Annotated in this window: 15 protein-coding genes; 5 read left to right on the top strand and 10 right to left on the bottom strand. The window is 67.8% G+C overall.

What is annotated here, in order from left to right:
• Positions 1-390 precede the first annotated feature (390 nt).
• Positions 391-3,843 (top strand): DUF11 domain-containing protein, encoded by a 3,453-nt coding sequence (locus G5C50_RS31120; protein WP_165075756.1) that lies wholly within the window; start codon positions 391-393, stop codon positions 3,841-3,843.
• Positions 3,844-3,864: 21 nt separating this feature from the next.
• Here G5C50_RS31120 and G5C50_RS31125 read toward each other — a convergent pair whose 3' ends face one another.
• The 9 genes from G5C50_RS31125 to G5C50_RS31165 all read right to left on the bottom strand — a co-directional run bounded on the left by G5C50_RS31125 (position 3,865) and on the right by G5C50_RS31165 (position 14,626).
• Positions 3,865-6,198 (bottom strand): FtsK/SpoIIIE family DNA translocase, encoded by a 2,334-nt coding sequence (locus G5C50_RS31125; protein ID WP_165075759.1) that lies wholly within the window; start codon positions 6,196-6,198, stop codon positions 3,865-3,867.
• Between the two features lie 161 nt (positions 6,199-6,359).
• On the bottom strand, positions 6,360-6,632 hold the full coding sequence (locus G5C50_RS31130) for a DNA-directed RNA polymerase subunit omega (protein ID WP_165075762.1): 273 nt from the start codon (positions 6,630-6,632) through the stop codon (positions 6,360-6,362).
• On the bottom strand, positions 6,625-7,236 hold the full coding sequence (gmk, locus tag G5C50_RS31135) for a guanylate kinase (RefSeq protein ID WP_165075764.1): 612 nt from the start codon (positions 7,234-7,236) through the stop codon (positions 6,625-6,627). Before gmk ends, G5C50_RS31130 begins: the two co-directional genes overlap by 8 nt.
• Positions 7,237-7,256: 20 nt before the next feature.
• Positions 7,257-8,126 carry a YicC/YloC family endoribonuclease gene (locus G5C50_RS31140; RefSeq protein ID WP_165075767.1) on the bottom strand — a complete coding sequence of 290 codons (870 nt, stop codon included), beginning with the start codon at positions 8,124-8,126 and terminating at the stop codon, positions 7,257-7,259.
• A gap of 107 nt (positions 8,127-8,233) precedes the next feature.
• Positions 8,234-8,701 (bottom strand): preprotein translocase subunit SecG, encoded by a 468-nt coding sequence (gene secG, locus G5C50_RS33080; protein WP_261350801.1) that lies wholly within the window; start codon positions 8,699-8,701, stop codon positions 8,234-8,236.
• A gap of 70 nt (positions 8,702-8,771) precedes the next feature.
• Complete coding sequence (gene tpiA, locus G5C50_RS31150) at positions 8,772-9,554, bottom strand: triose-phosphate isomerase (RefSeq protein WP_165075770.1); 783 nt, start codon at positions 9,552-9,554, stop codon at positions 8,772-8,774.
• On the bottom strand, positions 9,554-10,591 hold the full coding sequence (aroF, locus tag G5C50_RS31155) for a 3-deoxy-7-phosphoheptulonate synthase (protein ID WP_165075773.1): 1,038 nt from the start codon (positions 10,589-10,591) through the stop codon (positions 9,554-9,556). Before aroF ends, tpiA begins: the two co-directional genes overlap by 1 nt.
• Positions 10,592-10,769: 178 nt before the next feature.
• The gene (locus G5C50_RS31160) at positions 10,770-12,146 is read right to left on the bottom strand and encodes a hypothetical protein (RefSeq protein ID WP_165075775.1); all 1,377 of its coding nucleotides are present in this window, start codon (positions 12,144-12,146) and stop codon (positions 10,770-10,772) included.
• Positions 12,143-14,626 carry a DUF2339 domain-containing protein gene (locus G5C50_RS31165; RefSeq protein WP_165075778.1) on the bottom strand — a complete coding sequence of 828 codons (2,484 nt, stop codon included), beginning with the start codon at positions 14,624-14,626 and terminating at the stop codon, positions 12,143-12,145. The genes G5C50_RS31160 and G5C50_RS31165 overlap by 4 nt, the downstream gene beginning before the upstream one ends.
• A 152-nt stretch (positions 14,627-14,778) precedes the next feature.
• On the opposite strand from G5C50_RS31165, the gene G5C50_RS31170 reads away from it, so the two are divergent.
• Positions 14,779-15,261 carry an ester cyclase gene (locus G5C50_RS31170; protein ID WP_165075781.1) on the top strand — a complete coding sequence of 161 codons (483 nt, stop codon included), beginning with the start codon at positions 14,779-14,781 and terminating at the stop codon, positions 15,259-15,261.
• A gap of 220 nt (positions 15,262-15,481) precedes the next feature.
• On the opposite strand, the gene G5C50_RS31175 is transcribed toward G5C50_RS31170, so the two are convergent.
• Entirely contained in the window at positions 15,482-16,861 is a 1,380-nt protein-coding gene (locus G5C50_RS31175; RefSeq protein ID WP_165075784.1) for a hypothetical protein, read from the bottom strand.
• Between the two features lie 422 nt (positions 16,862-17,283).
• Between G5C50_RS31175 and G5C50_RS31180 the strand changes: the two genes are divergently transcribed.
• The 3 genes from G5C50_RS31180 (at position 17,284) to G5C50_RS31190 (ending at position 21,220) form a co-directional block, all read left to right on the top strand.
• A complete protein-coding gene (locus G5C50_RS31180) occupies positions 17,284-17,757 on the top strand; it encodes a Cif family virulence factor (RefSeq protein ID WP_165075787.1) in 474 nt (157 codons plus the stop codon).
• Positions 17,758-17,819: 62 nt separating this feature from the next.
• A complete protein-coding gene (locus tag G5C50_RS31185) occupies positions 17,820-20,318 on the top strand; it encodes a ComEC/Rec2 family competence protein (RefSeq protein WP_240907430.1) in 2,499 nt (832 codons plus the stop codon).
• Positions 20,315-21,220 (top strand): alpha/beta hydrolase, encoded by a 906-nt coding sequence (locus tag G5C50_RS31190; RefSeq protein ID WP_165075792.1) that lies wholly within the window; start codon positions 20,315-20,317, stop codon positions 21,218-21,220. The genes G5C50_RS31185 and G5C50_RS31190 overlap by 4 nt, the downstream gene beginning before the upstream one ends.
• The last annotated feature ends 179 nt before the right edge of the window (positions 21,221-21,399 follow it).

Below are 21,399 nucleotides of genomic sequence, written 5' to 3' on the forward strand. Positions count from 1 at the left end.
GACGAAAGGGCGCCGCCGCTTCGCAAAAGGCGACGAACGAACCCGCCGGCGAAACGACGGAAGACTCGATCAATCCTCACGTTGAGTCCGCGCCCGCCGGTGAACGAACCCGCCGGGGACGCATCGTCGCTCGGGAGTCGGCGGCTCCGTCGCGCAGGAGGGCTTGAAGCGGCGGGCTGACCAGGGAAACGAGGCTCCGAATTTGATAGGCTTTGGGGAAAGATGTCGGATTCCGAGAGACGCGTGGATCGGCTTCGAGTGTCGGTGCGTCGCGTTCGGCTCTCCTCTGGTGCGACCGCCGGTCGTGCGGAGGGCGTCGATGGTCGTGCTCGCAATGGATCGTTGCGGGGCCTCCGGATCCACGGACGAATCCAGAGCGAGGAGCGGGGCATGGCCAGTCGGGATTGGTGGGCCGGAGTCGATCGCGCGGAGATGGGGCGTCATCGGAGGGTTAGACGGACGTCGGCGGTTGAGATCCTGGAGGCTCGGATCGCCCCGGCGGTCTTCACCGTCACCACCGCAGCCGACAACGGCGACAACACCGCCCCCACCGCCGGCTCATTGCGCGAGGCGATCCTCCTGTCGAACGCGAGCGGCGACTCATCCAACGTCATCGATTTCAACATCCCAGGAAACGGCGTCCAGACAATCAACATCGAAACGGTCCAACTCCCCTCGATCACGAAAACAGTCCTCGTCGACGGCCTGTCCCAGCCAGGTTCCTCGTTCCAGTCGCCCTTGATCCAACTGAGCTGCTTATCCTTCATTGGGAACGGGTTGACGCTCTCCGGCGTCAGCGGCTCCGTAATCCGAGGGCTGAGCATAGCCAGGTTCCAGGACGCCGGCGTCGTGATCTCCGGGGGCTCGAACAACTGGATTCAGGCCTGCCAGATCGGCGTGTTCGCCGACTGGTCCCAGGGCTATTCCAACGGCAACGGCGTCATCATCAAGGACGGCGCGACGGGCAACATCATTGGCACGAACGGCGACGGAGTCGCCGACGCCGCCGAGGGAAATCTCATTTCCGGCAACTCCAGAGAAGGCGTGCTCATCGCCGACTCGGGGACGTCCGGCAACCGCGTCGCTGGCAACAGGATCGGCACGAATCTCCAGGAGACCTCTGCCATCCCTAACTTGAACGGCGTGGGCATCAAGGGAGGGGCGGCGGGGAACATCGTGGGCACCAACGGCGACGGAGTCGCCGACGCCGACGAGGGAAATCTCATCTCGGGCAACACCGACTCCGGGGTGTCCATCACCGGAGCGGGAACTTCCGGCAACCGCGTCGCCGGCAACAGGATCGGCACTAACGCCCTCGGAACCGCCGCCATCTCCAACGGCATTGGCGTCGCCATCGAAGACGTCGCGGCGGGAAACATCGTGGGCACCAACGGCGACGGAGTCGCCGACGCCGACGAAGGGAACCTCATCTCGGGAAACTACTACGGCTTGTACATCGCCGAGGGGGCGACCGGCAACCGCGTTGCCGGCAACAGGATCGGCACCAACGCCCTCGGAACCGCCGCCATCTCCAACGTGGAGGGCGTGCTCATCGTCAGCGGGGCCACCGGGAATATCGTGGGCACGAACGGCGACGGAATCGCCGACGCCCAAGAAGGGAACCTCATCTCGGGAAATACCGGATCAGCCGTGTCCATGGGATGGGCGGGGACGTCTGGCAACCGCGTCGCCGGCAACAAGATCGGCGTCGACTGGCTCGGGATGACCGCCATTCCCAACGACGTCGGCGTGAGCATCGAGAACGTCGCGTCGGGGAACATCATCGGAACCAACGGCGACGGGATCGCCGACGCCGGTGAAGGGAACATCATCTCCGGCAATAGGATCGCTATTTTCATCGCGGGCCCAGGGGCGGATGGCAACCGCGTCGCCGGCAACAAGATCGGCGTGAATGCGACGGCAACCGCCTCTGTCCCCAACAAGTATGGCGTTTATATCTCCGGTTACTCAACGGGCAACATTGTAGGGATGAACGGCGATGGCCTCGCCGACTCCGACGAGGGCAACTATATCGCCGGCAACGTGAAATACGGCGTGGTGATTGGCGGGAAAGCGGCGGACAACCGCGTTGCCGGCAATATCATTTCGTACAACGGCGTGGGCATCGCCATCGGTTTCGTACCTCAGGACAATTCGATCGGCAATCTCATCACTCGCAATAGCATCTACAAGAACAAGGTCCTCGGGATCGATTTGGGCGACGACGGCGTGACCGCCAACGGTCCCAACGCCACGCACTCCGGCGCCAACCAGTTACTCAACTTTCCTGTCTTCACAACAGCGAACCTCCACGGATCGGATCTCGTCCTGGAGGGGGCCGCACCGACCTCCTCGACCATCGAAGTGTTCATCGCCGACCCCCACCCCACGGGTTATGGCGAGGGCAGAACCTACCTGGCCTCCCTCGTGGAGGGCTCGGCCCTCGACCAGGACCCCACGCCTGGCTACTTCCGATTCGTGATCCCGATCGCTGCGTTTCCGGCCCTCGTGACGGCCCAAACGTTCCTGACTGCGACGGCCACCCTAGGCGTTAATGGAGACCCCGCCGCCTCGGAGCGGAATACGTCGGAGTTCTCCAAGGTCGTCCAGGTCACGCGAATGGCAACCGACCTAGGCCTGACGAGCACCGTCGACGCAGCCCGCCCGGACGTGGGGGACGTGGTCGTCTTCACCATCTCCCTGACGAACAACGGCCCTGACGCGGCCACCGGCGTCCGCGTCTCCGCCCTGCTTCCCGCCGGCCTCGCCTTCGTCTCGGCCTCACCATCCCAGGGCGCCTACAACCCGACGAACGGAGCCTGGATCGTGGGCGGCGTCGGCGCGGGTCAGACCCTTATACTCAAGGTTTCCGCTCGCGTCGACGCCCCCCGGCCGACATCCAGCGTCGCCTGGATTTACGCCAGCGACCAGGACGATCTCAAGGCTGGCGACAACGCCGTCACGACCTCGCTCACGCCTCGCTTCACCGACCTGGCCGTGACGCAGACCTCGGACCGATCCAGCCTCGTCGTCGGCGAGACCGTCGCCCTCACGATCCAACTGCACAACGCCGGGCCGGACGACGCGGGGAGCGTGACGCTGAAGGACGTCCTCCCAGCAGGGCTCAGCTTCGTCTCGGCGGCCGCCTCGCAGGGGAGCTACGACCCAACGACGGGGACCTGGAACGTTGGCCCAGTCCCCAGCGGTTCGACGCTCCAACTCGTCGTCACGGCCCTGGCGACCGCCGCCGGGGATGCGACCAGCACGGCGGTCGTCGCCGGCTCGGACCGCTTCGACACGAACCCATCGAACAGTTCGGCCTCGACGTCCGTCGAGGTCGTCCTGCCCACTCCCGTGGCGGTCGATTCGCTTGTCCGCCACGGTTACCGCCGGCAGTCGACCACGCTGGACGTGGGCTTCAGCGGCCCCCTGGGACCGGCGACCGCCCAGGACGTCTCGAATTACACCCTGGCGCGGATTGGTCCCGGCGGCCGTCTCGGCCGGTCCCTACCGCTGGCGTCGGCCCTCTATGACGACGCCGCCAATCGCGTGACCCTCGTCCCTCGTGTGCGGAGGCTGCCGCTGCAAGCGCGGTATCTGCTGATCGTCCACTCCGGGGGCGTGGTCGACAGGTACGGTCGGCCGATCGACGGCGACGGCGACGGGGTCTCGGGAGGGGACTACGTCCGCGTCTTCGGGCCGGGGATCCTCACCCGTCCCCAGCGCCCGACGCCGGTCCCTCGGGTCACGCCGACCAGGGTTTCGCACCCAGGCGCCGCGCCCCTCGGCGCGACCGTCCGGGCTCTCCCGCGGACCTCGATGTGGAGCCGAACCATGCGTTGAGAACTACCGAGCCGATCGACGTCAGGCGGCTTCGCTGGAGTCGCCGGCGGGGCCGCCGGGTTCGCCGCCGTTCTTGAGGGCTTCCCACTCTTCCCAGGTGAAGAGGACCTCGCGGGCGGAGCCGCTCTTGAACTCGCCGACGATGCCGTCCTCGGCCATGAAGTCGATGAGTCGCGAGGCCCTGCCGTAACCGATGCCGAGCGCCCGCTGGAGCAGCGAGGAAGAACCTCGGCCCTCTCGGACGACGACCTCGACGGCCGGCTCGTAGAGGTCGTCACGCTCCTTCATGGCCGCCCCGCGATCCTTACCGCCCGGGCCGGAGCCGGCCTTGAGCTGCATGATCTCGCGGCTGTATTCGGCGGGGTACTGGGAGAGGTAGTCGGTCAGGCGGTTCAGCTCGGCGTCGGAGACGTACGTCCCCTGCGCCCGGACGAGTTGCGAGGTACCCGGGACGAGGAAGAGCATGTCGCCGTTCCCCAGCAGCTTGTCGGCCCCCATCTCGTCGAGGACCACGCGCGAGTCGTTCCGACTCGTGACCTGGAAGGCGATTCGGGCGGGCATGTTCCCCTTGATGAGGCCCGTGATGACGTCGACCGTCGGCCGCTGGGTGGCGAGGATCAGGTGCATGCCCACCGCCCGCGACTTCTGCGCCAGGCGGACGATGTGCTGCTCGACCTCCTTGCCGGCGGTCATCATCAGGTCGGCCATCTCGTCGGCCACGATGACTATGTACGGCATGAAAGTCGGGATCCGCTTGGCCTCCTCCTCGTCCTCAGGCGCCAGCCGACGCATGATCTCGTCGGCGCCTAGCTGGTTGTACAGGGAGATGTGTCGCACCCCCGCCCGCGCCATGTACCCGTACCGCTCGTCCATCTTGTCGCAGGCCCACGACAGGATCGACTCGGCCTTCTTCATGTCGGTGACGACGGGGTGCATCAGGTGCGGGATCTTCTTGAACTGCGACAGCTCCACCATCTTGGGGTCGATCATGATCATCTTGACCTCGTCGGGCGAACGGGTCATGAGGATCGACGTGATCATGGCGTTGAGGCAGACCGACTTACCCGTGCCGGTTCGACCGGCGATCAGGAGGTGCGGCATGTCGGCCATGTCGAAGACCATCGGGACGCCCTTCACGTCCTTGCCCAGGAAGAGCGGGATGCGAGCCTTCCCCTTGCCGCCGTCAGTGTCGGCGATGACCTCGCTGATGCGGACCATGGTCCGACGCGAGTTGGGGACCTCGATGCCCACGGTGTTCTTGCCGGGGATCGGCGCCACGATGCGGACGGTCGGCACGGCCAGCGCGATGGCCAGGTCGTCCGACAGGCCGGCCACGCGCGAGACCCTCAGCCCGGCCTCAAGCTCGATCTCGTACTGGGTGATGACAGGACCGGTGTCGATCTGGACGACCCGGACCTGATAGCCGAAGTCCAGCAGCGTCCGCTCCAGGAGCATGGCGCGGGCGTGGATCTGGGCCTCCTCCTCCTGGACGGTCGCCGCCGCGGGAGGCTCCAGAATCTCGAAGGGGGGAAGCTGGAAAGGCGAGGAAGGGTCGACTTGAGGAACGCCTGCCGAGTAAGAAGCCGCCGCCGGCGAATGCGATTGAGGGCCGCGTGTCGCGGGCAAGGCCGCCCCGCGCTGGACGACCGGGCCAGGCCGCTGGGCGAGCTCGGTCACGACGGGGCTTCGGGCCAGCATCGGCCGGGCTTCATGACCGCCCGCCAGCGCCGGCGGACCCGCGTGCCAGTCGGACAGGGCGGGAACGCCCGCGATGGGCGCGGCCGCGCGACGCCTTCGGAAAAGGCCGGGGAGGATCGCCGAAAGCTCCTGGGCCGGCAGCGTGACGAGGGCTTCCTGACAGAGCGCCGCACCGATCAGAGCCCCAGCGGCCAGGATCAGGAGCATCCCCGCCAGGCCGAAATGGGTCTCCAGCATCGTGGCGGCCAGCGCGCCGGCGTACCCGCCCGGGCCGACGGCCGCGCTGGGTCGGAGGCTCGCGCCGAACTTGTCGATCAGGGCGGCGACGACGACCAGGATCTGGAGGAAGCCCAGCGTCGAACCGATGCGGTCGTGGGGCCGCTTGCCCCGGGCGACGAGCAGGTTGATCGCCAGCAAGGCCGCCAGCCCGAGCCACGACGCCCAGCCGAAGGTCACCTGCGCCGCCTGGGCCAGCCGAGCCCCGACAGGGCCGCAGGGGTTGGCGATCGCGGTCCCCGCGGCGACGTCTCCCGCAGCCGCCCGCCATCGCTGGGCGTCGGCCGGGTCGTACCCAAGCAGGCTGAGGCCCAGGAAGAGGTTGACGACCAGGAAGGCGAGGCCGGGGGCAGATCGAAAGAGGCGCTGTCGCAGGAGCATGGTTCCCCCCGAAGCCCCGCGCCGTCGGCGGCCTCGACGCGGCCGGCGGGCGCAGGATCGCACCAAGTCGATGACGGAGTCGGCATCCCCAGTCATCGGCCGGGCGGGCGTTCCGGCTTGGGGGGAATCACAAGGGCGACGGGCTCAGGCGCGGGTCGCGCTTATTCCGACGCCTGGGTAAGGTCGACGGTCCCGCCCTCGGAATCGAACTCGTCGGCCGATTCGTTGGTCTGGAGCTTGCCCGACATGTCCAGGAAGATCTTGTCCTGCATGATTTCCTGGATCACCATCGAGATCTTGTCCAGCCCCCGGCCGTCGATCAGCGGGCGGGCCCCCTGGTTCAGGGCGATCATCCGCTTCTGGATCAGGGTCGAGAGCTTGAACCGGCCGCCGACCTTGTTGACGATCTCTTCTTCCTTCAGCTCTTCAATCATCGCCCATCCCCCGTGCACATCGGTGTTCCGCCAGCGTCTTCGTCAGCGCGTCGACGCAGGCTTCCAGGTCGTCGTTCACCAGTTGGACGTCGTAGGCCCGGGCGGCTTCGATCTCGCGCCGGGCGTTGGTGAGTCGTCTTGCTATCGTGGCTTCGGAATCGGTCCCGCGGTCTCGCAGGCGGGCCTCAAGCTCTTCGAGCGAGGGGGCCTGGATGAAGACGAGCAGGGCGTTGGGGACCTTCCGACGGATCTGGAAGCCCCCCTGCACGTCGATCACCAGGATGACGCATTCGCCCCTCGCCAGGGCCTCTCGGACCGGAGAGGCCGGCGTGCCGTACCAGGAGCCGTGGACCTCGGCCGATTCCAGCAGGTCGCCGCGGAGCGACTCGAATTCCTCAACCGTGACGAAATGGTAGTCGAGCCCCGGGACCTCCCCCTCGCGAGGGGCGCGGGTGGTCGCGGAGACGGAGCGTCGGACCTTGCCGCCGGCGCGGTCGATCAGGCGGTGGACGATCGTGCTCTTGCCGGCGCCCGACGCCCCCGAGAGGACGACGAGCCGCCCCGGCAGGGTCGACCAGTCGACCGCCTCCACCGGCTCGGTCATCGTGGCCTCCATGTTTTTGGTCATTCGACGTTCTGCACCAGTTCGCGGATCCGCTCGAGGATCCCCTTGACCTCAACCACCAGCCGGCTGATCTCCACGTCGTTCGACTTGGAGCCGATCGTGTTGATCTCGCGGCCCATCTCCTGGACCACGAACTCCAGTTTCCGCCCGCCGCTTTCGGCCGCGCTGAGGATCTCCTCGTACTGCTCCAGGTGGGCCCGGAGCCGGACGAGCTCCTCGGCGACGTCGGAGCGATCGGCGAGGATGGCGACCTCTCGGATCAGGTCCTTGGCCTCGATGGCGACCCCGTGCTCCTGCACCAGGGCCTGGACGCGCTCGGTCAGCCGCTTCTGGTACGACTGGACGAGGTGCGGAGCCCGATCGGCGATGCGGGCCAGCAGCTCGCGGATCGACCGAGCCAACGCCAGCAGCTCGGCGGCCATCGCGGCCCCCTCGCGGGCGCGAGCGGCCTCGAAATCCTTGAGGGCCTGGGTCGCGACGGCGGCGATGGCCGGCCACTCGGCGGCGACGTCGGGGGTCTCGGCTCGCTTCTCCTCGACGATGCCCGGCAGCGACAAAAGGGCGGTCATGTCGACCGGTCCCCCCAGCGCGGCGAGCTGGTCGCGGTAGCTGGCGAGAGCCACGGTGTTGAGCCGGTAGTCCTCGGCCTTGCGGGGGCGTTCGACGCGGACCGAGACCTGGACGGTTCCCCGGCGGGCGTACTCGCGGGCGAGCTGCTCCAGCTCGGGTTCCAGACGGCCGTAGGGGTCGTTGATCTTGGCGGTGATTTTGAGGTGGCGGTTGTTCACCGCGCGGACCTCGGCGGCGACCGACAGACCGGCGTCCTGGCTGTTCCGGGCTTCGCCGAATCCGGTCATGCTCAGCAGCAAAGCGGGCCTCGTCGGTCGGGGTCTGGGGACGGACGAAGCGAGGCGGGGTGATCCGCCTCGCTTCCAGTGTTGGGTCGGGTTGGTCGGGGGCGTCGCGGCCAGGCCGATTACTTGGGGGCCGGGGCCGTCGGCGGTTGGTTGCCGGAGTTCAGCGGGAAGGTGCTGGTGTTCGGGACCGGAGCCGAGGGGGTCGGGGCCGGAACCGGCGCCGGGGTCGGCTCGGCGGAGGGCGTCGCTTCGCCGCCGACCGGCGTGGGAGCGGCGGGGGCGTCGGACTTGGGGGTCAGGTCGCGAGTCCGCGAGGTCGGCGCCTCGTCGAACAGGGTGGACGCCCCCTGCTGCCGGGCCGTCAGAACCACCAGGAGCATCGTCATGAGGATCCAGATGGAAGCGGCGACGATGGTAATCCGGGTGAAGGTGTCGCCGGCCTTGGTGCCGAAGGCGCTCGAGCCCCCCGCTCCGCCGAAGGCGCCGGCCAGGCCGCCCCCCTTGCCCCGCTGGATCAGGACCAGGCAGATCAGGAACAGCGACAGCAGCACGATCAGCGTGTTGAAGATGGCGGTCAGTACACCCACGTTGGGAATCCTTTGGTCTCGAACGGGCTCGGTGACGAGGACGAGGGAGGCGCGGGGCGTCGAGATCCGATCACGACTTGCCGCGGGCCGTGACCTCCTGGCCGGCCTTGATGATGGCGAGGAAATCGGCCGCCTTGAGGGACGCGCCGCCGACGAGGGCGCCGTCGATGTCCGGGCAGCCCAGCAACTGGACGGCGTTGTCAGCCTTGACGCTCCCCCCATACTGGACGACGACCCGGGCGGCCGTCGCTTCGCCGAAAACCTGGCTCAGCCAGCTTCGGATGTGGGCGTGAACAGCCTGGGCCTGTTCCGGGGTGGCGGTCAGGCCGGTGCCGATCGCCCAGACCGGCTCGTAAGCGAGGACCACGCCGGCGGCTTCCTCGGCGCTCAGGCCGGCGAGCGAGCCAGTGAGCTGCTCCAGAAGAACCTCTTCGGTCTTCTCGGCCAGGCGCTCATCCTTCGTCTCGCCGATGCAGACGATGGGGATCAGTTTGGCGGCCAGGGCGGCCTTGAGCTTGGCGTTGACCTGGGCGTTGGTCTCGCCCATGCCGTGACGACGCTCCGAGTGGCCGATAATCACGTGGGTGCAGCCGACGTCCACGAGCATCGGCCCGGAGATCTCGCCGGTGAACGCGCCGTTGGGCTCCCAGTAAATGTCCTGGGCGGCCAGCCCGATCGGCGAGCCTTCCAGGACCTGGTCGACCTTCGTCAGGAAGACGAACGGGGGGGCGAGCGCCACGTGCACGTCGGTCGCCGAGCCGAGGCCGTTCTTGACCCCCTCGGCGAGGGCGGCGGCGGCCTCGGTCGAGGTGGGATTGAGCTTCCAGTTGCCGGCGATCAACAGCGTACGCATCAGACCGTGACTCCTTCGCAGACGTCGATGGTCGCGCCCATCAGCTCAGCGAGCCGACGGAGCTCGACCATGAGGCGGGCGTATTGTTCGGGCAGGAGCGCCTGGGGGCCGTCGGAGAGGGCCTTCTCCGGGCAGGTGTGCACCTCGACGTGCACGCCGTCAGCCCCGGCCGCCACCGAGGCCTTCGCCATCGCCGGGATCAAGGCCGGACGCCCGGTCGCGTGGCTGGGGTCGACGATGATCGGCAGGTGGCTCAGCGCCTTGGCGTTCGGGACCATCGAGAGGTCGAGCGTATTCCGCGTCGAGTCCTCGAAGGTCCGGATCCCGCGCTCGCAGAGGATGACCTCGCGGTTCCCCTGGGCCAGGATGTATTCGGCCGACATGAGGAGATCCTTGACCGTCGCGCTCATCCCGCGCTTGATCAGGACCGGCAGCTTGACCTTGCCGACCTCTTTGAGGAGGTCGAAGTTCTGCATGTTGCGGGCGCCGATCTGGAACATGTCGGCGTACTTGGCGACGAGGGGGACCTGGCGGGGGTCCATGACCTCGGTGACGACCGGCATGTGGAGGGCGTCGCCGACGCGGCGAAGGATCTGCAAGCCTTCCTCGCCCAGGCCCTGGAAGCTGTACGGGCTGGTCCGGGGCTTGAACGCCCCGCCGCGGAGGATATTGGCGCCGGCGTCGCGGACCTTCACGGCCGTCTCGTACAGCAGGTCTTCACCCTCGATGGCGCAAGGCCCTGCGATCATCGCCAGGTGGCCGCCGCCGATCTTGACGCCCTTGACGTCGAAGACCGAGTCTTCCTCGTGGAACTCGCGGCTGGCCAGCTTGAACGGCTTGAGGATCGGCAGAACCTTCTCCACGCCGGTGATCGCTTCGAGCGGCTCGGCCTGGAGCTTCTCCTCGTCGCCGATCACCCCGATGACGGTCCGCGAAACCCCCTGGCTCAGGTGCGGGGTGAACCCCAGGGCCTCAATCCGCTCGACGACGTGCTGGATCACGTCGGGCGTGGCGTGCGGCTTCAGAACGATGATCATGGGAGGCGTGTCTCGATCGTGTTCACTTCATCCGGAGGTCTTCGGCCAAGCGCAGAACGTCCAGGACGCGCGCAATCGAGCACCGACCCTCTGCAACGATGCGGGACCTGACATCTTAACGGATGGTTCATCCGGCGCGAAGCGGTCCGGCGCGAAATTCCCAGGGCTCACGCCCGACTCAGGCGTCAAAGTCGTCCATCGGCGTCTTCTCCGCCCGGCGAACCGCCTGGACAACCGCCCAGGCCAGCACAAGCGTCATCAGCGCGAGAGCCAGGATCAGCAGCCAGGCCGGAACGCCCTTGGGGGTCTGGAGGTTTTCGGGACGATAGTCGGGATCGCGGACGGGATCGCCCAGCGCGGCGACCTCTCGTTCACGGTGTTTGGCAAGGGCCTCCGTCACGATCTCCTGATCGTAGCGAGGCTCGCCGAGCATCTCGGAGCCGTAATCGAGGTGGTAGTTGCGTCCTTTCTCTGCGACGAATTCAAGTCGATACTCGTCGTAAAGTCCATCGACGCCGACGACGTCCAGCGGCGGTTCGTCGTTGTCGTCGACGACGAGCCGGAGGCGACCGGCCCGCCAGGTGTTCTTACCCGTCCAGACGTCCAGCGTCATCGACTCGCGGTGGTATTCGCCGAGTTGATACAGGAGGAGGTCGCCGCTCCCCACCTCCCTCCAGGTCCCGTCCACCATTGCCTGAACCCGGGCGGAGCGGCGGAAATTGCGGCTCCCGGTCAGCAGCCTCAGGCGCCTCAGCGGCAGACGACGGCCGTCGACCTCGACCCGAGTCTGCCGGACCTCGCGATCGGTCTCGACGCCCGTCACGACCAGCGAGGCCTTCAAGGCGGGCTCAGCCACCCCGGCTCCCGGTCTCATGACCGTCTGTTGAAGCTCGATCCGGTCGATCCGGAACGGGCGGCGGAGAATCCCCTCGACTTCGGTCCGCCGTTCCCCCCCCTGCTCGTCCCGGGTGCGAATCAACTCGGAGAGCAGAGAGCGTCTGTCGTCGGCCTCGCGATCGAGGACGAAACGGAACCAGCGGAAGCCGCGGGCCGAGAACCGGACCTCGACGTCCCGGAGGCTCATGTAACGCGAGTAGTCGAAAATCCTCCCCTCCGTCAGGGGCGTCCACGACTCGCCGTCGCGAGACCCCAGCACCCTTACACGACGTTCGAAGTCGGTGAGCGGCGTATGAATGGTCGCGGAATCGGGTTCAGAGGCGCCGTCGGCGAGTTTGACGGTCACTTCCAGAGGCCCTCCTTCCACGGGGTTCAAGGAGACCACCTGCGAGGGAACGACCTCCTTCACGTCGACCTGCTTCTGGTGAAGAAACGGCCCAAGATAGTACGGGACCTCCTCGCCCCGGTCGTCCACCACCCGCACGTCCGGAAATCCGTCGCGGGTCGACTCATAGATGGGACCGTCGATCGGGACGATCACGACCTCCGTCCCCTGCCCTCGCCGGAGGATCTCGCGGTGGAACTTCGTCGCCGGCGGGGCCGCCCCGAGGAGCGCGGGGAGCATCGCCAACGCCAGGATGCGGCGGATCGTGATCATGCTTGGGCTCCGTCTTCGGGCGTCCGGGCGAAGGCCGCCTCGGACCGGAGGTAGACGAACGCTCCCAGGAGAATCAGAACGCCCAGCAGCAGGAACGCCACGATCCGATAGAACGGGTCGAGCGCCGCCAGGTCGACCAGGAAGACCTTGAAGCCGACGATCGTGAACAGCGCCAGGCCCACCTTCCGCAGCGAGCCCACCCGATGACGCAGACCCGCCCCGATCAGCCCGAGCGCGAAGAGCGTCCAGAGGATCGAGATCCCGCCGGGACGGAGCGTCGGCACGAAGCGGTTCAGGAAGGTGTTCGTCTCCAGCGAGAGGAAGACGAAGCCGAGTGCGATCGCCAGACCCGTCGCGACCATCGAGGCCTGCCGCTCGTCGCGACCGCCCCTGAGCCGCATCGCCATGAAGGCCAGGAACGCCGCGATCGAGCCGAAGCTGAGCAGTCGCATGACGGCGTCGAGCGGCGAATAATCTCCGCCGTAGATCAGGCGTTCGGTCAGGCCCCAGCCGGCCAGGTCGAAGAAGACCAGTTTCCCGATCACCCCCGCGACCAGGCACATCAAGGCCGCGAGGCCCCCCAGACCGGCGACGGGGACCGCACGCAGGAGGATCGCCACGCCGACCGCGACCCACAGGAACGTCAATGCCGCCGGGCGACCGGCAGGGAAGAGGTCGCCGACTGTCTGGCCGATCTCCAGGTGGAGGAACAGCAAGGCCATCGCCGCCGCCGCGACCACGACCCACGCCGAGGTCCTCGGCCGCGTCGCAAAGGCCTCCTCGCCGTCGTCCAGACTCGTCGCCCAGGCGTGCTCGGGCCGTCGCAACAGATAGGCTGCGCCGGCCATCGAGGCGATCGGTACGCCGAAGGCGATGCACCGCTGGAGCACCAGCCCGAAGTACGAGGCGAGCGACCCACCAACCGCGACCTCCCCGCCGTAGGACCGAGGCAAGTCGACCAGCCCGAACCGGCCGAGGACCAGGGCGTACAGCACGACCGCCGCCCCTCGGAGGAACCCGCTCCGCATCTTGCCGGCCAGCCAGAGGGTCGCCAGCGCCTGCAGGGCCCAGCAGACGGTGATCCAGTCGTCCGAGAGCGCCAGCGGGATCGTCGCCCCGACGAAGACGCTCGAAAGCCCGAGGAACCCGAACAGCAGCCCGCGGTCCTGAACCCTTCGCGCCAGCATCGCCCCGACGATCGCCAGATGGTAAACGGCCAGCCCGAAGGCCAGCACCGCGACGCCCATCCGACTGTACGAATCGTAGACCAGGACCGAGCCAGCCCAGAAGAAGACCGCCGCGTTGACCGTCAATCCGATCCACTCCAGGAGCGTCGAGGGGACCTTCCGCACCAGGCTGAAGACGCTCATCGACGTCGAGTAGAGGACGAACACGCCCACGAGGTACGGGAACGTCTGCCAGAACCGCGACGGCTCGTAGCTCGCCAGCGTGCCCAGGAAGAGTCCGTAGGTGGCGATGAACCCCAGGTAGTTCAGCAACCGCCAGTTGCGCCGGGTGCTCACGGCCAGCACGCCGCAGCCGAGGAGCAACAGGTAGATGTAAAGCCCCTGGTAGTTATGGCTGTCGCCGGCCAGCATGATGGGCGTCCCGTAGCCGCCGCAGATGCCGAGGATCGCCGTCAGCAGCGAGTCGAACCGGACGGCCAGCACGCAGGTCGCGGCCGTGATGAGGGCCATCAGGGCGAAGGCCGGCGTCATGTCGATCAGGTGGTAGAACGCCGAGGCCGCGTACACGCTGAAGTAGAAGGCCGCGATCCCCGCTCCCATCAGGGCGTGCCCCATCGGTCGATATCGCCCGCCGAGAAGCTTGATTCCCGCCCCCAGCATCCCCGACCCCGCCAGGATCGTCATGGCGACCCGCACCGCCGGCGGCAGCCAGCCCTGGTCGATGGAGTACTTGAGGAAGAACCCCAGCCCCATCACCAGGATCACGACCCCCAACCGCAGCAGCCAGGTGCTCGCGACCGCGAACTCCACCGACATCCCCGGCCGGCGATGCTCCTCGCCGACCACGATCCAGTTGCCGATCTTCGCCAGAGCCTCCCACGCGGCCGTCTCGAACCGGCTCGGCTCCCTCTCTGGAACCGGCGCGGGCCGAGTCGTCGGGTAGACGCGAGGCGGCGGCGGCAAGGTGTGGACCGGTTCACGCGGAGTCGGAATCGTCTCCGCCAGCATGTCCGCCGTCACGGGGATCGGCTCGACGGCCGGGATCGACTCCGTCGGCCTCGGCGACGGTGCGGGCTCCAGGTTGATGGGCCCGGCGTCCAGCCGGATCGGCTCCTCGACGGGCTTCGGCATCGGCTCCCGGGCCGGCCGAGCCTTCTCCGCCAGCAGCAGTCGCCGGACGTCGTCGATCCGCCTCCCCAGCGATTCGATCTCCTCCGTCTGACGCTTCGACTGCACAACCAGCCAGACGACCGCCCCGAACAGGAGCAGCGAGGGGAGCCCGAAGATATCCATGGATGCCGCCTCTACGCACGTGTACCCGCGACCCAGCCGAGATCCTACCCGAGGTCATGGGCGAACGGTTCGCGGCCGTGCCACTTTTCTAGAACTCCTCCTCCAAAAGGGCTACTCTGGGCCCTGTTTCGAGGACATCCAGGAGACCGCCCATGACCGACAACGCCGCCGTCGTCTGCCGCTTCATCGACGAGGTGCTGAACCGGGGAGACGTCGACGGGGCTTCCCGGTTCGTGTGGGAGGACGTGGTCGAACAGGTCCCGTTTCCAGGCCAGGGCCCCGGCCTGGCGGGCCTTCAGGACGTGCTGCGGGCCATGCGAGCCGCGTTCCCCGACATGCACTGGTCGGTCGAGGAGCAATTGACCGACGGCGACCGGGTCCTCACCCGGTTCGTCTGGACGGGAACACATCGGGCCCCGTTCCTCGGCGTTCCCGCCGCCGGCCGACCCGTGAGCGTCTGGGGCATGGTGATCGACCGCCTCGTCGACGGCCGCATCAAGGAGACCCGGATCCTCATGGACACGCTCGGCCTGATGACCCAACTCGGGGCGATTCCGCGGCAGGAAGTAAGAACCAAATCGCCATCAGACGTCCCAGACGCCGCGCGCAGAATCCACGATCAGGGACCAAATTGAATTCAGGCGGGAACGCTTTACCAACGGCGCAACTGGACGGGATTCGGTGCCGCGGTCACGGGGAGCGAGCCCAATAGACATTCGAAAAATGGTCGACCGAAGCCAAATCCAGACGCCCAGCGAATCACCCAACTCATTGTGGACAAAAGATTTGCATCACAATCCGATCGACACGCCTCAGTACGACCGAACCCAAACGGAGCGGCCGGGGCTAGCGTCGTCAGGGCCGGGAGGCGTAGCGTTCGCGGTTGAGCTTCCGCATGTACTGGCGGCAGAGGATCTCGAAGAGGTCGTCCTTCTCGCTGGAGCGGGTGAGATCCTGGCCCTTCTTCACCACGCCGATGTAGCCGACGAGCATCTCGTCGCTGACCGACGGTCCCCAGGTGATGGCCCTGGGCGGGCTGTGCGGGTTGCGAGGGTGGGCGGAGTTGTCGAAGTGGGCGACGACCTTCACCTGCGTCCCCTTGGGAAGGGTCACCCGTTCCTGAAAGTAGTAGGTGTGCTGCCAGGACGGATCCCACTGGGGGACGTCCAGCAAGTTGACGACGCTCCCGTTGGGGAGGACGGCCGTCATCCGGAAATCACGGCCGACCTGGTGCATGTGCGGGGTGACGCCCAGGGCCTCGACGTCGACCGGAACGTGCCACGTCGCCTTGACCTCGAAGTTCGACTCGCCGGCCGGGATCCGGAACCTGTCGTTGGTCGCGTTGGCCCAGTGGATCGACTGCTCGACCGGCTTGCGGCAGAGATGCAGGCCGATCTTCGTGCGGTCGACTTCCGGCTTCCCGGTGGGATGGTAATGGACCTGGAGGATCACGTCGGCTCCGCTCTGAATGAGCCGGCCGACGCCGTTGGGGAGATGCTCCACCTGGTTGCCTGCCGCATACCCGCCGAGGTCGCCGTCGATCGGCACCCCCGCTCCCGAGTAAGACGTATAACCCGGCCCGGCCTCGGCCTTGTCCCGGATCCGGCCGTTGCCGTGGAGATCCACGAACGCCATCAGGTGATGGACCGCCCGGCGATTCCCCGGCAGATACTCAATGGCCGAGACGTACACGTCCCGCGAGAGCCGCGAGGGGATCACGAAGCACCGGTAGAGGTCGGAACCCGTCGCCGGGACGGTGAAATCCTCCTGCATCTCCAGCACGACGTCGGGTTCGCCCAGCAGCCAGGGGCTGTTCGAGGCCTTCGGCGCCGGGGCTTCTTCGGAAACCACCGGCTCGCCCCTGGGGGCGTCGGCGTCGGCCCAGGCTCGAAGAGTCGTGATCTGAGCCTCGGTCAGCGAGGGGTCGTGCTTCAGAGCCGGCCCGAACTTGCCGTCGGCCTTCCAGGGGGGCATCGAACGATCCTCGGCCACGGTCGCCAGATCGTGCGAACGCTTTTTCGCCTGTTCATACGTTTCCAGCGCGAATGGACCGACCTGGTCCTTGCGGTGGCAAGTCACGCAGCGAGCCTGGAGGATCGGGCGAACGTCCTTGTGATAGGTGGGGGCGGCGGCCGGCTCGCCGGCGACGGCCGAACTCAGGATCGACGAGCAACCCAGAACGAGAGCCGCGAAGCGCGCAAGACGAACCGCACCGGCCGAAGGTCGGACCCCCATAAACGTGCGTTCCTCAGGGTGTTGCTTGACTGGCTTGAGCGAACCGAACGGCCTGAGCGACTCCCTTCAAGGACCGTTCCTCACGGGGCGTCGAACCCCCGAGTCGCATTCTCCCCGAACGGGGATCAAGCCAGCTGCGACGAGCCCGACGCGCGAGGATCCGTCAAAGACGGACGACGAACGCGGACGGCGCGAGCGACCTGCTGGGAAAACGCGTTGGATCGTCTTGAAATTCGTCGGAAGAGAAGAGGCGACGTTACGGTATCAAGGCGAATCGGCCTCGACAAGGGTCTGTCTTCGGGTTTCTTTCGGATTCACCCAAACGCATCGCCGCCGCGTGCAACCTTGCGGCGATGGACTCCGTGGTGGGACAATGTTGTTCGTGTGCGATTGGGAATCCTCTCCCTTCCAGGAGTCTCGTCATGAATCGCATCTTCCCCGCCCTCGCCGCGACGTTGCTGGCCCTGGCGCCGACCGCCTTCGCGGACGACGAGGCCCAGGCTCGCAAGATCGCCGAGAAGGTCACCGCCGACGGAGCGGCGATCTTCGACACCCTTGACGCCCACGCCATGGCCGCGACCTACGATGAGAAGGGCGTGTTGACCATGTTCATGAAGGACCAGGGGGGCGAGATCGAGCGAAAGGTCTACGAGGGCCGTCGCGACGTGGAGGCGGCCTACGCCGACCTCTTCAAGAACCCCGAGACGATCAAGTCCCGGAACACCGTCGACCGCGCCCGGTTGATCGCCCCCGACGTCCTGACGATCGACGGGACCTTCAACATGAACACGCTCAAGCCCGACTCGATCAAGGTCCCCTTCCACCAGGTCCGCCGCGAGCAAGGGGGCAAATGGTTGGTCCTCAGCATGGAAATCGTGGTCGTCCCCCCGAAGTAACCTCCGCGAGGCCGACGCCCGCCGTTCGACCCGACCGCTCGCCCTGCTGGCCGGTCGCGCCGATGGCCCCCGTGGCGGCGGCCCTCGTCGTCGGCACCGTCGCCGATCGAAGCCTTGAGCCGTTTTCCACGTCGGGCTGGGCGATCACAGCGATGGCGCTGGCGGTGCTCGCCTGGTGGGCGATCCGGCGGCCTCGGGCGTCGACCGTGCTGGTGGTCGGGGCGATGGTCGCGGCCGGGGGTGCTTATCACCACGACCGATGGTCGGACGTCGCCCCCAACGACCTGGCCTCCTGCCTTGATGAGACGCCGAGCCCCGCCTGGGTTCGCGGCCACGTCGAGGAAGTCGTCGGCCGCAACACCCGCGAAGGGCGAGGGCCGGACGACCCCGACCGCACCCGAACGCGGTTCACCCTGTGGATCGAGGCGGTCAGCGACGGCTCGACGTTCCACCCCCGAACCGGCCGGGCCGACGTCGTCGTTCAGGGAGACGCGCCGGGGCTTCTCGCGGGCCAGCCCGTGCAGGTCGCCGGTCGGCTCTCGCGAGTCTCTGGTCCGCTCAACCCCGGCGAGTTCGACCGCCGCGCCTTCCTTCAGGCCCGAGGGATTCGCCTGGCCATGACCGTGGACGAGCCCGAGGGCGTCATGCCCGATCCCGGCCGTCCCTGGTCTCGAAGCGCCGGCCTGCTCGGCTCGATCCGCGAGTGGAGCCGCGATCGACTGGTCGAAGGGCTGTCCCCGGCGGCCGCGCCGCTGGCCTCGGCCCTGGTGCTGGGGCGTCGTGACGACATGGACCCGGAAGTGGGCGACGCCTTCGCCCGAACCGGGACGACGCACCTGCTGGCGGTCTCCGGCCTGCAACTCCAGGTGATGGCCGGGGCGATCGGCCTGGGGTTGGTCTTATTGGGGGTGCCGCGACGATTGCGGTACGTCTTGGTGGCCCTGGCGGCGGTCGGCTACGCGGCGCTGGTGGGGGGCTCGCCGTCGGTCGTGCGGTCGATGGTCATGACCGTGGCCTTCTGCGTCGCGCTGCTCGCCAGCCGACGCCCGAGCCCAGCCAACGTCCTGGCGACGGCCGGCGTCCTGACCTTCGCGATCAACCCGAGCTTCCTGTTCGACGTCGGCTGCCAGCTCTCGTTCCTGGCCGTCGCCGCTCTCTTCTGGCTGCTGCCGAGGGCCTCGGCGTTCGGTGATGCGGTCGAGCTGCGGCTCCTCGGACCGCCTGACCCCCTCGACCAACTCGATCCCTGGCGACAATCGATCCCCGGAAGGGTCTACCTGTGGGCGGCGCAGACTACGACGACGCTGCTCGCCGCGTCGGCCGTCGTCTGGGCGGCGGCCGCGCCGCTCTCGGCCCTGCGGTTCCACCTATTCTCGCCAGTAGGGGTCCTGCTGAACGTGCCGCTCACGATCACGACCTCCGCCGCCCTGCTGGCGGGAGCGTTCAAGTTGACCGCCGCCGCGCTCGGGCTGTCGCCGCTGGCGAAGGTCGCCGGCTGGGTGGTCAGCGCGATGCTCGGGCTCTCGGAGACGATCGTTCGCTGGGGGGCGGCGATCCCCTGGGGCTCGTGGTACACGCCAGGTCCCCCGGCGGCGTCGGTGCTGGTCTTCTACGCTCTGCTTGGCGCCGCCGCCTACCTCACGACCGCCGGCCCACGTCGAGGCGAACCGACGACCGCTCTGCGATGGGCCCGGCGAATCGCCTGGGCGATGGTCCTCGGCTGGTGCGTTCCAGGATGGCTGCTCTCCGGGATCGGTCGACGACCGGCGACCCTGGAAGTGGACGTTCTAGCCGTGGGCCACGGCCTCGCGGTCGCGATCCATACACCCGAGGGGAAGGCGTTCCTGTACGACTGCGGCCGGATGGACGACCCCAGCGTCGGACGTCGGATCGTCGCCCCGGCGCTTTGGTCGCGGGGCGTCTCACGGATCGACGCCGTCTTCCTCAGCCACGCCGACCAGGACCACTTCAACGGGCTTCCGGACGTGCTGAACCGCTTCACCGTCGGCGAGGTCGTCGTCGCGCCGGAATTCGCGGGCCGCGACAACCCGGCGGCGACCGCCCTGATGGAGGAGGTCAAGCGGCAAGGGGTGCCGGTCCGTACCGTGTTCGCGCCCGAGGAATGGCGATCGGGTTCCGTGCGGTTCCAGATCCTCCACCCGCCGGCCGGCTGGACGAGCGACGTCGCCGACAACGCCCGCAGCCTTGTCCTGAACGTCTCCCTAAACGATCGTCGCTTGCTGCTGACGGGCGATCTGGAGCAGATCGGGCTGGTCGAGTTGCTGTCGCTTCCCAGACCGTCGCGGCCGGTCGACGTGATGCTAGCGCCCCACCACGGCGGCAAGTCGGCCAACCCGCCGAGGCTCTACGACTGGGCCGAGCCGCATTTGGTGGTCGCCAGCCAGAAGCCGCCGCCGACCGGCTCGGCCGACGCGTTGACGCCCCTGGAGGCCCGGGATATCGTGCTTTTGCGGACGTGGCAGGTCGGCGCCGTCTCCTTGCAATGGTTGCCGACCGGGGTCGTCGCGCGAGGGTTCCTGGATCGAGGACGGCCGGAATGACGTGGTTGATCGCGGCCCTGGGCTTCGGCGCAGGGGTGCTCTCGGGTATTGCGCTGGCGGTCGTCGAGTTCGGCGCCTGGGCGCTGGTGATGCCTCGGCGGATCTCCGAAACCCGGTCGTGGACGGGCGGATCGGATTCGATCCGCGTCCGCGCGGCCGACGGCGCCGAACTGACCGGACGCTGGGTTCCCGCCCCGGATCCGACGGGCCGGACGGTCGTCCTGATTCACGGGTTCATCGACGGCCCGGCGATGATGCTGATCGACCGGGCGCCGGCGATCCTCGACCGCGGCTGGAACGTGGCGGCGATCGACCTGCGGGGATACGGCGAGAGCCAGGGGCCGTATTCAAGTTTCGGCGCCCGCGAGGCCGGCGACCTGAAAGCCTGGCTCGACGAGTTGGCCCACCTCGTCCCGGCCGGCGAGCCGTTCGTCCCGGTCGTCTGGGGACGATCGATGGGCGCGTCGATCGCCCTCCGCGCGGCCGCTGAAGACGACCGCATCGAGGCCCTTGTGCTGGAAGCGCCGATGGTCGACCTCCGCCATTCGGTGAGAACCGTGATGCGAAACCGAAAGCTGCCGATGGCTCCGGCCTTCTCGCGGCTGGTGGTCCGCCGCGCCGCCAGAATCGCCGGTGCCTCGCTGGCCCGACCGGGCTCGCTGGAACTGGCCCCGAGGTTCGACCGCCCGGTGATCGTCGTCCACGGCAGCGACGACGACCTGATTCCGACCGCCCTTGGCCGCCGCCTCGCGGACGCCTTCCCCTCCCCCGCCCCGTTCCTGGAGATCTCCGGCGCCCGGCACGCGGACGTCGCCCGGGTCGGCGGTCGGCAGATGTTGGAACAGGTGATGGACTTCCTCGATACGACGACCCTCACAGCCGGGCGAGGCACAAACGCATGATCCTCGTGCAGTCTGATCTACAAAGGTGTGGACGATCGGGACGACGGCCTTCCCCCCTCGCGGGGGAAGGTGGCCCGCAGGGCCGGATGAGGGGGACGACCGGCGTCGGAGGCCCTTCCGACGGGGCGTTTTCGGACCCGCGCCGATCGTCCCCCTCAACTGACCGCTGCGCGGTCTGC

This window comes from Paludisphaera rhizosphaerae (assembly GCF_011065895.1).
GTDB classification, from domain to species: Bacteria; Planctomycetota; Planctomycetia; order Isosphaerales; family Isosphaeraceae; genus Paludisphaera; species Paludisphaera rhizosphaerae.

Excerpts from the sequence above, each read along its gene's own strand:
- G5C50_RS31120 (WP_165075756.1), top strand. The coding sequence starts at position 391 with ATGGCCAGTCGGGATTGGTGGGCCGGAGTCGATCGCGCGGAGATGGGG.
- G5C50_RS31125 (WP_165075759.1), bottom strand. The coding sequence starts at position 6,198 with ATGCTCCTGCGACAGCGCCTCTTTCGATCTGCCCCCGGCCTCGCCTTC.
- G5C50_RS31130 (WP_165075762.1), bottom strand. The coding sequence starts at position 6,632 with ATGATTGAAGAGCTGAAGGAAGAAGAGATCGTCAACAAGGTCGGCGGC.
- gmk (WP_165075764.1), bottom strand. The coding sequence starts at position 7,236 with ATGACCGAGCCGGTGGAGGCGGTCGACTGGTCGACCCTGCCGGGGCGG.
- tpiA (WP_165075770.1), bottom strand. The coding sequence starts at position 9,554 with ATGCGTACGCTGTTGATCGCCGGCAACTGGAAGCTCAATCCCACCTCG.
- aroF (WP_165075773.1), bottom strand. The coding sequence starts at position 10,591 with ATGATCATCGTTCTGAAGCCGCACGCCACGCCCGACGTGATCCAGCAC.
- G5C50_RS31160 (WP_165075775.1), bottom strand. The coding sequence starts at position 12,146 with ATGATCACGATCCGCCGCATCCTGGCGTTGGCGATGCTCCCCGCGCTC.
- G5C50_RS31165 (WP_165075778.1), bottom strand. The coding sequence starts at position 14,626 with ATGGATATCTTCGGGCTCCCCTCGCTGCTCCTGTTCGGGGCGGTCGTC.
- G5C50_RS31170 (WP_165075781.1), top strand. The coding sequence starts at position 14,779 with ATGACCGACAACGCCGCCGTCGTCTGCCGCTTCATCGACGAGGTGCTG.
- G5C50_RS31175 (WP_165075784.1), bottom strand. The coding sequence starts at position 16,861 with ATGGGGGTCCGACCTTCGGCCGGTGCGGTTCGTCTTGCGCGCTTCGCG.
- G5C50_RS31180 (WP_165075787.1), top strand. The coding sequence starts at position 17,284 with ATGAATCGCATCTTCCCCGCCCTCGCCGCGACGTTGCTGGCCCTGGCG.
- G5C50_RS31185 (WP_240907430.1), top strand. The coding sequence starts at position 17,820 with ATGGCCCCCGTGGCGGCGGCCCTCGTCGTCGGCACCGTCGCCGATCGA.
- G5C50_RS31190 (WP_165075792.1), top strand. The coding sequence starts at position 20,315 with ATGACGTGGTTGATCGCGGCCCTGGGCTTCGGCGCAGGGGTGCTCTCG.